The organism is Pantoea sp., from assembly GCF_039594315.1.
Classification (GTDB): Bacteria; Pseudomonadota; Gammaproteobacteria; order Enterobacterales; family Enterobacteriaceae; genus Pantoea.
Genome location: NZ_JBCNNP010000024.1, coordinates 24,934 through 38,713 on the forward strand (window position 1 = coordinate 24,934; position 13,780 = coordinate 38,713).

Genomic DNA, 13,780 nt, shown 5'->3' on the forward strand with positions numbered 1-13,780 from the left:
CTCATGACTTCATCTCCTCAGCCAGGGATTCTTGCACCATTTCCGCTTCTTGCTGCAAAAGCTGGCGCTCGTACATTTTGAAAAACGGGTAGTAAATCAAGGTCGATAGCCCAATCAGGAAGGCCACCAGCACCACCGCACGCCAATCCCAACCGGTTGACCAGGCTGCACCAATCGGGCCAGGCGTGGTCCACGGTGCCAGCGAAATCACATGGTTAACCAGGTTGGTGCGCGTCGCCGTCCAGGCTATAACCGCGTTGATCAATGGCGTGGTGATGAAAGGAATGAACAGCAGCGGGTTCATCACCACCGGAGAACCGAAAATGATCGGTTCATTGATGTTGAACATGCTGGGAACCATGCCGAGACGACCAATCGAACGCAGATGCGCCGAGCGACTGCGCAGGTACAAAATCACCAAACCCATGGTCGCGCCGGAACCGCCAACGGTGATAAAGAACTGCCAGAACGGTTCAATAAAGATCTTAGGGATCGCTTCACCGGCGGTTAATGCTTCCTGATTCAACCCAAGGTTGCTCAGCCAAAACGCTTGCAAAATGCCGCCAACAATCGCCGCGCCATGAATGCCGGCAAACCACAGCAGATGACAGAGCAATACCGCGATCAGCACCGCAGGCAGGGAATCGGCGGCGGAAATGATCGGCGCGAACACCGACATAATCGCTTGCGGGATCAGCATGCCAAAGTGGCTCTGCATGAACAGATTGAGTGGATAAAGCGTCAGAAAGATCACCAGGATCGGAATCAGCAAGTCGAACGACTGGCGAATTTTCGGCGGCACTTGCTCCGGTAGCTTGAAGCCGATGTTGTATTTCACCAGCAGGTGCATCACTTCGGTACAGTACAAACTGATTAGAATGGCAGTGAAAATGCCCTCGCCGCCCAGCGAAGAGACCGCCAGCGCGCCATCCTTCTGCGGCGCCGCGACGACTAAGAAGGTCATCAATGACAGCAGCGCGGCCATCAAGCCATTGAGCTTGTAACTTTGTGCCAGGTTATAAGCGATGGCCGCGGTAATAAATACCGCCATGATGCCCATCGTCATGTTGTACGGCATCATCAACTGATCGTTGTATTTGTTAACGATGCCCAACCACCACTGTGCAAATCCCCATTGGCTGGTTGCACTAAATGGGGGATGCGAGAACAACAGCATAAAAGAGCCGACAATTAAGAATGGCATTGAGGCAATAAAACCATCCTTAATCGCGACCACATGACGTTGCGATGATAATCGAGCCGCAATCGGACTTATTTTATTCTCGATCACCCCAAATAATGAATCAGCCAATGTACTCATTATGACTCCTTGTGTGATTCAATTAAGGCCAGCGCGGCCTTAAGAATTTTTTCACCATTGAGCATGCCGTAATCCATAGTATTAATAACGGTTACGGGCTTGTTGTATTCGGTTGCTTGTTTTTGGAAATCAGCCAGCTTGTATTTAATTTGTGGCCCAAGCAGGCAGCAGTCATATTCTGCTATTTTTTCATTAAACTCTTCCATGCCCACCGCATCAATACGCGCGTCCAGACCTTGCTGCGACGCGGCTTTCTGCATTTTTTGCACCACCATGCTGGTGGACATTCCTGCCGAACAACACAATAAAATTTTAACCATGACATCCTCCTTTTTTTTGAATTCTTGCGCGTCATGGGATTCTCTGCAACCGGTTACAGATTCATTTTATCTCTTTTGTGATCCACAACTCATCTGTGAGTTTTTCATATTTAACCCTTAACATTAAAATAATCTGCAACCGGTTTCATATTATTCTGTTAGTGATACCTTTAATTTTTATAAGGATAGTGTTAAGCCGCAATTGGAGGATTCGTTATCATGAGAATTCGGCCTACTTCTTTTGGCATGATTATTAGTTACAATGTGCCCGGAGACTTAAAAGGAAACAGAATGATTACTATGCTAGATGTGGCAAAACGCGCCGGCGTGTCAAAAGCCACGGTTTCGCGCGTGTTGGCTGGCCACAGTTATGTGTCGAAGACCGCACGTGACAAGGTGATGAGCGCGATCAATGAGATGGGATATCGACCTAATCTGGTTGCTCGTAATCTGGCAACCAATCGTTCGCACAGCATAGGTTTAATGGTGCCGAATACCTTATATAAAGGCCCCTACTTCAGTGAGTTGATGTTCCAGGTGGCGACATTAACCGAGCAATTGGGCTCGCAGTTAATGCTGGCGGACGGCAAACACAACGCGCAGCAGGAGCGCGATGCCATTCATTTCCTGATAGACAGCCGCTGCGATGCCGTGATCATCTACCCACGCTATTTGAGCGTGGATGAAATCGATGATCTGATCCCAACGCTCAGTAAGCCGCTGATAATCCTCAATCGCCGGTTAAAAAAATTCCCGCAATATTCAGTGTGTGTCGATCATGAAAAAGACACCTTCGATGCAGTGAATTATCTCATCCAGCAAGGACATCGCGATATCGCGTTTATTAAAGGTATGGACGGATCGCATACCGGCATTAGCCGCTTAAAAGGATTTCGCGCCGCATTGGCACACCATAATATCGTGCAGGCTGAATCGTTAATATTGGATGGCAGTTGGACCAGTGAAAGCGGCAGTGAAGCGGCGAAGTTATTACTGGCACGCCAGGTCACCTTCTCGGCGATTGTTGCCAGCAATGACGATATGGCGATTGGCGCGGCTTCTGCGCTGCATCAAGCGGGAAAACGCCTACCGGAAGAGGTTTCCCTGCTGAGTTTTGATGATATTCCCATCGCTTCTTATTTCATTCCCGCTTTAACGTCTGTGCATGTACCAATGGCTGAAATGGTCTCCAGCGCATTAATGCAGTTATCACAGATGTTAGAAGGTCATGACGTCACGCCGCTGCCGTTAATTTGCGGTGAGTTAAAGATTAGAAACTCGATAACGCCAGGGCCACACATTGATGAATAGTCAATCACCGTCAGCTTCCCTTATTGATGATGCCATGCTTCAGGCGCTGATCAGCGGCTGGGCGAAATCGCGCGGCGGCAATGATGTCAGCGTCACGCATCAACCAGGACGCAGCCACTGCGTATTTAAATTGCCGATTGGTGTGCGTTCGCGCGATCGTGAATCTTTCTACTGGCATGACGGTGATAATATTGCGTCGGTGCGCAAGTTTCACAAAGGCAAACATCACTATCTCAGTATTCTCAGCACAGATGCGTTGCCAGAGCCGCAGTTAACCCAAGCGGGCTATCAATTTTGCCTGCAAGAATTGCTGATGTATCGCGCGATTGGAACAGAATCATACACCACGACGATCCCGGTGCAGCGCGTGCAAACGGCGGAAGAGGCGGAATGGTATAACCGGCAGAGAGGCTTTAACGTTATTCGCGCTGAGCATCTCACCGACGCCAGAATGTATGATTTTTATACCCGCCATCATGCGCAGATGTCATCTTACGCTCGGGCTATTCATCAGGATGATTGGTTTATTGTTGATGATGTCCTGACCTATCCCGATCATCGCCGTAAGGGTTTGGCATCGGCGCTGATACACACTATTGCCGCCGCCGCGCAACGCGCCGGAGCCAAAGGCATGATTTTGATCGCCAGCCAAACCGGCATTCCGCTGTATGAACGAGAAAAATTTAGCGCTGTGATTCCACTGCGCGTTTATAACGCATCTCACTAATCGATTTGTTTAAATCCATTATTTTGTGGCTTAAGTCCATAATCCAGACTTAACACCCAAAATAATGGTGTTACCCCCTCACACCTTTTTCCGTTTAACTCTATAATATTGGGTATTAACTTCACTTTCGCGCGATAAGCCCCATTATGATGGATTTAACCCTCAGTAAACCGGATGAAATCGTTAAATTATTGTGCAGCCGATTGCGCAAGGAGCGTCTCGCGCAGCAGATGACGCAAGCCGAAGTGGCCGCCAGAGCCGGAATTGGAGTGAATACGGTTTCGAATCTGGAATCAGGTCGCAATGTCGGCTTTGAAAGCCTGGTCAAAGTGGCGATGGTGCTAGGCCGAATCAACGAGCTGGAAGCGCTGTTTGCCCCCAAAGTAGATAGCCTGGATGATCTGCTGCGTTATGAAGAAAGCGCCACTCGCCAGCGGGTTAAAAAGGGAAATCATCATGGTAAATAAAGTCGATGTTTGGTACGAAGGCTGGGGTGAGCGCCTGCACTGGGGAACGCTGGTTTCGTCCACCGCGCTGACCGGACGCCCGGTGATCATGTTCGAATACAGCGATGCGGCGATTCGTCGTGGGCTGGAACTTTCCGCCTTAACTTTACCGTTGCAAGGACCGCGTTTACGCAGAGACTTCCCCGCTCATCAACTTGGCCTGCCCGGCCCGGTTTATGATGCGCTACCCGACGGCTGGGGAATGTTATTGATGGATCGCTTGTTCCGCCAACGCGGACTCAACGCCGCGCGCATCGGCCCCTTAGAACGCTTAACCTACATTGGCGATAATGCGATGGGCGCGATGTCGTTTGAACCTTCTCAACCCGATGCAGATGAAGCTTCAGAGGAGATTGCATTAGACCAACTCGCCGCAGAAGTTCAGGAAGTGCTCGACGGCGAAGGCGGCGAATTTTTGCAACGGTTGTTGCAGATGGGCGGATCACCGCAAGGTGCCAGGCCAAAAGCGCTGCTCTATCGCGATGGCGACAGCGGCGTTTTCAGCACGGTGGCTTCAAGCGAGCGAGAAGCATGGTTGATTAAATTTCCCGCGCGCCATGAACATCCCGAAATGTGTGCCATTGAAGCGGCTTACGCGCAGTGCCTACGTGAGTGCGAGATAGCAACGCCAGACACCGCGTATTTTGCCCTGCCGAACGGACAAGCGGCCTTTGCATCGCGTCGATTTGATCGACAAAACGGCATGCGCGTGCCGATGCAAAGTCTCGCGGCCTATACCGGTGCCAATTATCAAACGCCAGGTGCGCTGGATTACACCAATTTTCTACGCGCAACGCAGCACTGCACTAATGATGTCCGCGAGAAAGTCCGCGCCTTTGAACGGGTGGTGTTTAACATTGTTTTCAATAATCGCGACGACCATCCGAAAAACTTTGCCTGGATCATGTCGGCAAATGGACAGTGGCAACTCGCCCCTGCGTATGACGTCACTTTTTGTGAAGGCCCCGGTGGTTATCACCAGATGGATGTAATGGGCGAGGCTTTAGATATTAAGCGCAAACACATCATGGCGTTGGCGCAACAAGAAGCTAATCTCACCGCCGCACAAGCGGGTGAGATTGTCGATAAATACTGTTCCGTTGCGGCTGATTTTGCCACTAAAGCAGCCGATAGCTTTCCCGATCAAATCACCGCTAAAACGCTGCGACTGGTGCAAATGCGAATCGACGAGAATATAAAAAACCTTGCACGATAAAGGTAAAAACACCTTTGTTTACAGTTGTTAACGCCTGGATTTATGTGCATCGCTACAATGAGTTCTGGTTACTAATAAGGAACGACCCCAGTGCGTAAACTTTCATTTATCGTATTAACGGCAGGTTTGTTGTTGTCAGTCACTTCACAAGTTGAAGCCAAGGGATGTATTAAAGGCGCGGTGGTCGGCGGCGCGGCCGGTCACCTGGCGCATCACGGCGTTGCTGGTGCAGCGGCGGGTTGTGCGGTTGGTCATCATATGGCGAACAAGAAGCAGAAAGAAGAAGACAGCAAAAAGCAACAAACTCAGCAATAACCAGTAAGTGCATAAGCGCACATTCCGTAGCGGCGCGATTTATCGCGTTCAGTTGATTTTTAAGGTCAACATAACGCAATAAATTGCGCCGCTACAGTACGTGCCTTTTAGTGTCGGCTTCTAAGGAGTTCTGCATGCAACTCCTGCAGCGAACAACATCCCAACTGTGCCAGCGTACGATCAATCTCCTGAATCATCGTCGCAAGCGTACGTTCAACCTGCGCTTCGCCGCCGCACGCTACCGCATACAATAACGGACGTCCCAACAACACCGCATTGGCTCCCAGCGCCAGCGCCTTCACCACGTCGGTGCCTCGCCGGAAACCGCTATCAATCAGCAAGGTGAAATCCTCACCCACCGCCTGACGTGTCGCCGCCAGCATCAACATTGGGCTGATGCTGCCATCCAGTTGTCGCCCGCCATGATTAGATAACACCACGCCATCCGCGCCCAGCTGTTGCGCTAACAGCGTATCCTCCACCGTCATAATCCCTTTGATGTACAGCGGGCCGTGCCACTGTTGGCGTATCCACGCCAGCGTTTGCCAGTTCAGCGTTTGATCCATCTGGCTGGCGAAATAGGCCGCTGCGCCCATGCCTTTTTGATACTCCGCGGGCAGATACGGCGTTAAATTGCCGAAGCCCGGCATGCCGTGTGGAATCAAGGTGCGGCGCAGCCAGCCAGGATGACAGGCAATGTTGGCCATGGCTTTCAGCGACAGTTTCATTGGACGGAGATAATGGCGTTTATCGCGTTCGCGGTTACCGAAATGCACCGCATCCACTGACACCACCAACGCTTCGCAGCCGGCTTTTTTCGCACGTTCGATCAGGTTCAGCGTCACATCGCGGTCTTTCAACACATACAGCTGAAACCAGCGCGGCCCATTTCCTTCCACAGCCAATTGCTCAATCGAGGCGGTCGAAACGGTACTTTGAATATGGCCGATGCCGTGTTTAGCGGCGGCACGCGCCAGCATCTGATCGGCTTGATAACGCAACATGCCGTTGTAACCGGTTGGCGCCACCAACAGCGGCGCGCTTAACGCGCTATTGCCGAGTGTGCAGCGTAGATCGCGCTGACTGCTATCTTTCAGCACTGGAGGCGCAAACTGCCAGCGATCAAACACCGCCATGTTGTGCGCCAGGGTTTTCTCATCGTCCGCGCCACCCTCCACGTAGCTGAAGGCAAAAGCGGGCAGCACCCGCTGAGCACGTTGGCGTAAATCATGCCAATTCAACATCATTCGGCCGGTTCTCCATAAGCCGCATAGCTGCGCTGGATGGCAATCTGATCGGCGATGTATTTGGCATCATGCCAAACGCCCCAGATAAAGGTCGAGCCGCGACGTGATTGCCACGGCAAGCCGAGGAAATAGATGCCATTTTCTTTCGCTACGCCGCGAGAATGCACTGGGCGCTGCTGTTCATCAAAGCAATCCACCTCCAGCCAGCGGTAATCGGTGGCGTAGCCGGTCGCCCAAATGATGGTGCGAATGCGCTGCTCAGCCAGATTGAGTGAAAGCGTCGGATTGAGCAGGCAATCCGGATCGGCCATAAACTCACGCGCCGCCGGTTCAGGCGGCAAATCCGCGCCGTTGGCGTCAATCCACGCATCTGCCGCGTCCAGCACTGATAGATAGTTTTCATCACCGAGACGCACATTGTTTTGCAGATCGTCGGCGAAATAGGCATTAACGCCGTCAAAATCACGCGCAACGCCGGTGAGATGAATGCCCTGATGTGCCAGGCGTCGGAAATCAATGGTTTCCCCGCCGCGCGCGCCGCTCACCGCAATCGTCACGTGTTCTTTGTGCGCTTCTTTGGTCACCGCATCCCACAAACCCAATACGCCGAGCCACCAACAATAATCGCGGCCGCGATAGGCACGTGGCGGACGATCGTGCGCGCCTACCGACAGCCACACGTCACGTCCAGCACGCTGCAATTCATCGGCAATTTGTACGCCCGAGGAACCGGCGCCAACCACCAGCACCCCGCCTTCTGGTAACTGTTGCGGATTACGATAATGCGCCGAATGCAGTTGGTGAATACTCTCGGTGGTGGGCGCAATGGCCGGAATGATGGGTCGATGAAATGGCCCGGATGCCGCCACTACACGTTGCGCCTGAATAATACCGTCGCTGGTTTCCACCGTATATCCAGCACGTCCACGATTACGCGTGACTTTATTTACCGTGACGCCAGTACGAATCGGCGCATTAAATTGTTGAGCATATTTTTCGAAATAATCCGCCACGCCCTCTTTATTAATAAAACTATCGGGATGCGCATCAAAATGCCTATTGGGAAAACGGTCGTGCCATGCGGGACCATTCGCCACCAATGAATCCCAACGCCCGCTCCGCCACGCTTCTGCAATACGATTTTTTTCCAGCACCAGATGCGGGATATTTAACGCCGTAAGATGTTCACTCATGGCGATGCCCGCCTGCCCCGCGCCGACCACTACAGTATCGATTTCAGTTATTACCTCTGACATTGTCACATCCTCAAAAAAAGCGGCATCGCGCTTCGCGCGGGTTATTCAGCGCGAAGGTCATTAATCAATTAGTTTTTAGAGCGAGTGATATTGGCGATTAAAATAGAGCAGATTGCTGCCGGTCTGATTATCAATAATATCCAGCACTTCGCAGAACAACACATCGTGGCTGCCAACCTGCGTGCTATTGACGATGCGGCAATCCAACGTCATCGCCGCGCCCGCTAATGCCGGAGCTAAACCCTCACGTTCGATCCAATCGATCTTACTGAAGCGATCGGCCATCGCGGTTTTACCGCCGAACGCCGCAGAAATCGCCTGCTGCCCGGCACTCAAGGTGTTGATACACACATGCCCATTTTCCACCGTGGTTTGCCACGCGGAAGACGCACGATTGAGGCATACCAACACCGTGGGCGGTGAATCAGTCACGCTGCAAACCGCCGATGCGGCAAATCCGGCTTTGCCGTGCGGGCCATCGGTGGTAACGACGTGTACCGCCGCTGCCAGTTGTGCCATCGCATTACGGAACCGTTGCTGTGCACTCAACGCTTCAACGTCCAGCATCACGCTCTCACTCGGCATAATCAGGTTCCTCGCGATCCAGAATGCGCTTCATCTCGTCAAAATGGGCGATGGAGAAATCACGGATGCCTTCCCAATCACGCGCGGTTTTTTCCGCCACTTCCGCCGACAACACTTTCAGCGGCTGCTGCGTGGCGTAAGCCTGAACCAAAATCTGGCAGGCGCGCTCCAGCGTGTACATGTCATCAAAGGCTTCACCGATGGTTTCAGACGTCACCATGACGCCGTGATTGCCCATCATCAAACGCGATTTGTCGCCCATCATCGCCACTAAACGCGCACCTTCATCTTCGGTATCGGCCATGCCACCGAAATCGCTGTCCACCGCCACGCGATTGAAGTAACGCGCGGTGTTTTGTTCAATCGGCACAATGGTCGGATCGGCCAAGGTTGACAGCGTGGTGGCATAAATCGGATGCAGATGCATCGCCACACGAATATGCGGCGCGCGGCGATGCAACTGACCATGAATCGCCCACGCGGTGGGATCGACCGCGCCGCCGTCAATGCTGCTGGCGTCGTCGGCATCCAGCAAAATCAGATCGCTGGCGCGGATGGTGGAGAAATGCTGCCATTTGCGGTTCATCAGGAAGCGACGTCCATCGGCTGATACCGCCGCACTAAAGTGATTCGCTACCGCTTCATGCATGCCGAGGCGAGCAAACATGCGAAATGACGCGGCCAAATCGATACGAATCTGTTTTTCACTCATCACAATCACCTTAATTAGAGACGCGCTTGGTGCGCGGTTTCACGGCTTGCATCGCGGCAAACAACACCACAACCACCAGCAACACCATGGTGGACGCCGCAGCCAGCGTTGGGCTGACTTGCAGCAGGATGTCGTCCCACATTTGTTTCGGAATGGTGGTTTTCATGCCGCCGCCCATAAACAGCGCCACGGTTAATTCCTCAAAGGAAGTCAGGAAACCGATGACAAATGCCGCGGCTAAGCCACCTTTGATCGACGGCAACGTCACACGCCACAGCACCTGCAATTTGTTGGCACCGAGCGTGGCCGCTGCATGATCAAGTCGCCAGTCGTGGCCCTGGAATGTGGTCAGCAGGATGACAAACACCATCGGCAGCGCAATCACCACGTGACCAATGGCAATGCCGGTATTGGTCGCCACCAAGCCGAGCTGAGCCGCGAAATAGAACAGTGCGATGGCAATCACAATCGACGGAATCATCATCGGTAGTAGGAAGAGGAAGAACAACCAGCCGCGCGCCCTGCTGTTTGAGCGCACCACGCTGAGTGCTGCCAGCGTACCCAGCACGCAGGTAATCAGCCCGACCACGATGCCAATGCCGAAGGATCGCAGCGTCGCGCCAACCCACAATGGCGAGTTGAACCACACGTCAAACCACTTCAGGCTGAAGCCCTGCGGCGGAAACGTCAGAAAACTGCCGCTGGTGAAGGACATCGGAATCACCGCCAATACCGGGAACAACAGCACAAAAATGGCGAGGCAGGCGTAAACCCCCAGCAAATTTACGCGCAGTACGCGGCCTAGCGATGCGTCATAGATCCTGACGATCAGCGATGAGATTCCGGCGATGGTTTTCACCAGCGCTAATCCCATCAAGCGCAACACGCGGCTGTGTGAGGAACGCGAAGGTTGGCTTTCACCGGCCAGCGACGACAAGCCAAAAATCAGGTTATACACCGCGCAACTGATCAGCGCCGCCAACACCAGCACCACCGCCAGCGCGCTGCCAAGCTGCCAGTTTTGCAGCTCATTAATCTGCATGATGATCATCTGGCCCAGCATCATTTCACGCGGGCTACCGAGGAAAGTGGGCGTAATAAAGAAACCGAGGCTGCTGATAAACACCAGCAATCCCGCCGCCGCCACGCCGCGCATCGATTGGGTGAAATAGACGCGCCAGAAGGCCTGCGCGCGGTCAGCACCCAAGGTAGCCGCTGCCAGTGTTAAGCGGCGATCCAGCTGATTCATCACCGGCAACATCGTCACCACCGCCAGCGGCAGCAGCGTGTGCACCATGGCGAAAATCACAATGTCGCGATTGAACAGGAAATGCAGGCTGGAGAAACCCAGCGCCTGCATGATGTTTTCCGCAAAACCGTTGCGCCCCAACAGGATCAGCCAGGTGAAGTTTTTCACCAAGGTGCTGCTCCAGAACGACAGCAGCACCAGCAGCGACACCACTTGCTGCGTGCGTTTCGACAATCCCGCCAGCCAATACGCCAGCGGATAACCCAGTAGCAAGCACCACGCGGTCGTCCAGAAAGCGATATTGAAGGTGTTGAGCAGTACGCGGTTATACACGCCAGTACCAAAAAAGCGCGCAAACGCGGCAAACGACAGCTGGCCGCTGCGATCAAACAGGCTCAGGCTGAAGATGCGCAGCGACGGCCAGATCAGAAACAGCAGCAGAAATAACACGCCGGGCAGCGCCAGCCATAACGCACCGAAGCGCGGCCATTGCAGCGTTCTGCGTTCTTTTTTACTGATTTCAATCAGGCTGGTCACGGGTTTCATCCTCCCAACTTAACGGCTATGACGGTTAGCCGGACGCGCTAACCCAAGATGGTCACGTAAGGTGCTGCCGCTGTAGGCTTTGCGGTACACGCCGCGACGTTGCAACTCCGGCACCACATGGGTGATGAAATCGGCGAGATCGTCAGGCACCACATGGAAACTCATCATGAAGCCATCGGCCGCATCGCTTTCCATCCACTCCATCATGTGATCGGCGATGGTTTGTGGCGTGCCGCACAGCGTGACTTTGCCGCGCTCATAAGCCGCATACAGCTGGCGCAGCGTCAGTTTTTGCTCGCGGATCATCTCGGCGATCATGTTGAAGTAGGATTGGTGGAAATTGGCTTTGGCCGGGATCATTGAGATCGGCACCGGTTCATCCAGCGGCAAACCGCTGAGGTCGGTTTCCAGATCGGCGCTTAAACGCATAATGCCGACGTCCGGATGGATCAGGCGCTGAATTTCCTGATATTTATCTTCCGCTTCAGCCTGGCTTTCGCCGATCATCACCGACAAGCCGGCGAGGATTTTCAGATCGTCTGGCGTGCGGCCAAACTTCGGCAGACGGCTTTTTAAATCGGCATAAAACTTTTTGCCTGCCGCTAAGGTTGGATCGGAAGCAAACACCACTTCGGCGGTTTCTGCCGCGAAGTTTTTGCCGGTTTCGGACGAACCGGCCTGGATGATCACCGGGCGTCCCTGCGGCGTACGGCGTATGTTCAGACCACCAAACAGCTTGAAGTATTTCCCTTCATGGTCAGTGACGTGATATTTGGCCGGATCGTAATAGGTCACCGATTCGCGATCGTAAATAAACGCGTCGTCTTCCCAGGTGTCCCACAGGCTTTCGACCACTTTGTAGAATTCATGCGCGCGAACGTAACGCTCGTCGTGAGGCGGCAGTTTGTCGAGGCCGTAATTCCGCGCGGCGTAATCGTTGGCCGAAGTCACAATGTTCCAACCGGCGCGACCATGCGAAATATGGTCGAGCGAAGCAAACAAGCGCGCAATGTTGTACGGCTCATAGAAACTGGTTGATGCAGTCGCGCCCAGGCCAATGCGGCTGGTGGCACCGGCAATTGCCGACAGCAATGTGACCGGTTCGAAACGGTTGTTGTATTCCGGATTGCGGCTGTGCACATGCAAATTATCGGTACGCGTGGCGGGTGTATCGGCGATAAAGAACAGGTCAAACAAGCCCTTTTCCGCCAACTGCGCGACAGAACGGTAATGATCGATATCGGTGGCGGCATCCAGAGGCGCGCTGCTTTTCAGCCAGCAGGCCGGATGATCGCCCTGCGGCTGGGCCAACAGGCCCAGATGAATTTGTCGGTTACTCATGCAATTCTCCAGCGAGTGATAACGGGATTAGCCTTCAAGCAGCCATTCCTGGAAACGTTCGTTAACGGCGTCGTAGTTTTTCGACCACCAACCTTCATCACGGCGTTGCAGCCCTTCGAGGTTTTTCGGATAGGTAGTGAGCAGTTCGGCTTTGCTCTGCTCCATCATCTTCAGGGCGTTGTTGTTGCTTGGGCCGTTACTGGTCATCGCCGAGTACACCGCCTGACGCTCTGGCTGCATGCAGAAACGCACAAACTGCTGCGCTTCTTTCAGCTTCGGTGTGCCAGCAACAATCGACCAACCATCCACGCTGTAAGTGCCTGACCAATCAATCTTCACTGGCGCGCCAGACTTAATCGCCGCAATCGCACGCGCGTTCCAGGTATCGGACATATCCACTTCGCCGCTTTGCAGCAGTTGGGTGTTTTGCGCGCCGTTCGACCACCAGACGTTGACCGATTTGCGGATCTTGTCCATCGACTTCATGGCGCGTTCGATATCCAGCGGATAGAGATCTTTCGGCGCAACACCATCAGCCAGCAACGCCATTTCCAGCGTGCCACTTGGCGAGCGATACAGCGCGCGACGGCCTGGGAATTTCTCGGTATCCCAGTAATCCGCCCAACCGGTTGGCGCACCGTTTTTAAACTTGTCGGTGCGATACGCCATCACCGTTCCCCACACCGAGAAACCAAACCAGTTGTCGGTGATCATGCCCGGCAGCACATCACTGTTTTCCGCCATATCCAGCGGCGCGACGTAGTTTTTGTCTTGCGTCAGACGTTGCACGTTGTCTGGCGTCACCATCGCCAAATCCCAGATATGCGAACCGGCATCCACCGCCACTTTGAATTGCGTAACCGGGTCAGATTCATGCGCCACGTTGGTGATGCGAATACCGGTTTCTTTCTCAAACGGATCGTAAAATGCCGCACGCAGCGCAGGAGCAATCGCGCCGCCGTTGTCGGCAACAATCAGTGTGTTATCGGCGGAGAAGGCGCGTGGGATCCACAACGAAGGGGCAGACAATGCCGCACCGGTCACGGCGACGGTTTTAATAAAGTCTCGCCGACTGGCTGGTTTCTTAAACATGACTCATGACTCCCTATGCAATTGATAATAAAGACA

General features: G+C 53.5%; 14 protein-coding genes. 5 read left to right on the forward strand and 9 right to left on the reverse strand.

The window, feature by feature from the left end; all coding sequences use genetic code 11:
- Position 1 precedes the first annotated feature (1 nt).
- Positions 2-1,321: a PTS sugar transporter subunit IIC gene (locus tag ABDW13_RS14610; RefSeq protein ID WP_343553286.1), complete on the reverse strand. Its 1,320-nt coding sequence runs from the start codon at positions 1,319-1,321 to the stop codon at positions 2-4.
- On the reverse strand, positions 1,321-1,641 hold the full coding sequence (locus ABDW13_RS14615; protein ID WP_343553287.1) for a PTS sugar transporter subunit IIB: 321 nt from the start codon (positions 1,639-1,641) through the stop codon (positions 1,321-1,323). Before ABDW13_RS14615 ends, ABDW13_RS14610 begins: the two co-directional genes overlap by 1 nt.
- A gap of 291 nt (positions 1,642-1,932) precedes the next feature.
- On the opposite strand from ABDW13_RS14615, the gene ABDW13_RS14620 reads away from it, so the two are divergent.
- The 5 genes from ABDW13_RS14620 (at position 1,933) to ABDW13_RS14640 (ending at position 5,716) form a co-directional block, all read left to right on the forward strand.
- Positions 1,933-2,952, forward strand: a complete 1,020-nt coding sequence (locus tag ABDW13_RS14620) for a LacI family DNA-binding transcriptional regulator (RefSeq protein WP_343553288.1) — start codon at positions 1,933-1,935, stop codon at positions 2,950-2,952.
- The gene (locus ABDW13_RS14625; RefSeq protein WP_343553289.1) at positions 2,945-3,679 is read left to right on the forward strand and encodes a GNAT family N-acetyltransferase; all 735 of its coding nucleotides are present in this window, start codon (positions 2,945-2,947) and stop codon (positions 3,677-3,679) included. The genes ABDW13_RS14620 and ABDW13_RS14625 overlap by 8 nt, the downstream gene beginning before the upstream one ends.
- A 149-nt stretch (positions 3,680-3,828) precedes the next feature.
- Positions 3,829-4,146 carry a helix-turn-helix transcriptional regulator gene (locus tag ABDW13_RS14630; RefSeq protein WP_343553313.1) on the forward strand — a complete coding sequence of 106 codons (318 nt, stop codon included), beginning with the start codon at positions 3,829-3,831 and terminating at the stop codon, positions 4,144-4,146.
- Positions 4,136-5,401: a type II toxin-antitoxin system HipA family toxin gene (locus ABDW13_RS14635; RefSeq protein ID WP_343553290.1), complete on the forward strand. Its 1,266-nt coding sequence runs from the start codon at positions 4,136-4,138 to the stop codon at positions 5,399-5,401. Before ABDW13_RS14630 ends, ABDW13_RS14635 begins: the two co-directional genes overlap by 11 nt.
- 90 nt (positions 5,402-5,491) lie before the next feature.
- Entirely contained in the window at positions 5,492-5,716 is a 225-nt protein-coding gene (locus ABDW13_RS14640; RefSeq protein WP_343553291.1) for a hypothetical protein, read from the forward strand.
- 107 nt (positions 5,717-5,823) lie between these two features.
- Here the strand turns inward: ABDW13_RS14640 and ABDW13_RS14645 are convergent, their stop codons facing one another.
- The 7 genes from ABDW13_RS14645 to ABDW13_RS14675 form a co-directional block, all read right to left on the reverse strand.
- A complete protein-coding gene (locus ABDW13_RS14645) occupies positions 5,824-6,963 on the reverse strand; it encodes an alpha-hydroxy acid oxidase (RefSeq protein ID WP_343553292.1) in 1,140 nt (379 codons plus the stop codon).
- On the reverse strand, positions 6,960-8,219 hold the full coding sequence (locus tag ABDW13_RS14650) for an NAD(P)/FAD-dependent oxidoreductase (RefSeq protein WP_343553293.1): 1,260 nt from the start codon (positions 8,217-8,219) through the stop codon (positions 6,960-6,962). Before ABDW13_RS14650 ends, ABDW13_RS14645 begins: the two co-directional genes overlap by 4 nt.
- 75 nt (positions 8,220-8,294) lie before the next feature.
- On the reverse strand, positions 8,295-8,804 hold the full coding sequence (locus ABDW13_RS14655; protein WP_343553294.1) for a flavin reductase: 510 nt from the start codon (positions 8,802-8,804) through the stop codon (positions 8,295-8,297).
- Positions 8,794-9,516, reverse strand: a complete 723-nt coding sequence (locus ABDW13_RS14660; RefSeq protein ID WP_343553295.1) for a class II aldolase and adducin N-terminal domain-containing protein — start codon at positions 9,514-9,516, stop codon at positions 8,794-8,796. The genes ABDW13_RS14655 and ABDW13_RS14660 overlap by 11 nt, the downstream gene beginning before the upstream one ends.
- 10 nt (positions 9,517-9,526) lie before the next feature.
- Complete coding sequence (locus tag ABDW13_RS14665) at positions 9,527-11,302, reverse strand: ABC transporter permease subunit (protein WP_343553296.1); 1,776 nt, start codon at positions 11,300-11,302, stop codon at positions 9,527-9,529.
- A gap of 18 nt (positions 11,303-11,320) precedes the next feature.
- On the reverse strand, positions 11,321-12,652 hold the full coding sequence (locus ABDW13_RS14670; protein WP_343553297.1) for an LLM class flavin-dependent oxidoreductase: 1,332 nt from the start codon (positions 12,650-12,652) through the stop codon (positions 11,321-11,323).
- Between the two features lie 27 nt (positions 12,653-12,679).
- Complete coding sequence (locus tag ABDW13_RS14675) at positions 12,680-13,744, reverse strand: extracellular solute-binding protein (RefSeq protein ID WP_343553298.1); 1,065 nt, start codon at positions 13,742-13,744, stop codon at positions 12,680-12,682.
- Positions 13,745-13,780 lie beyond the last annotated feature (36 nt).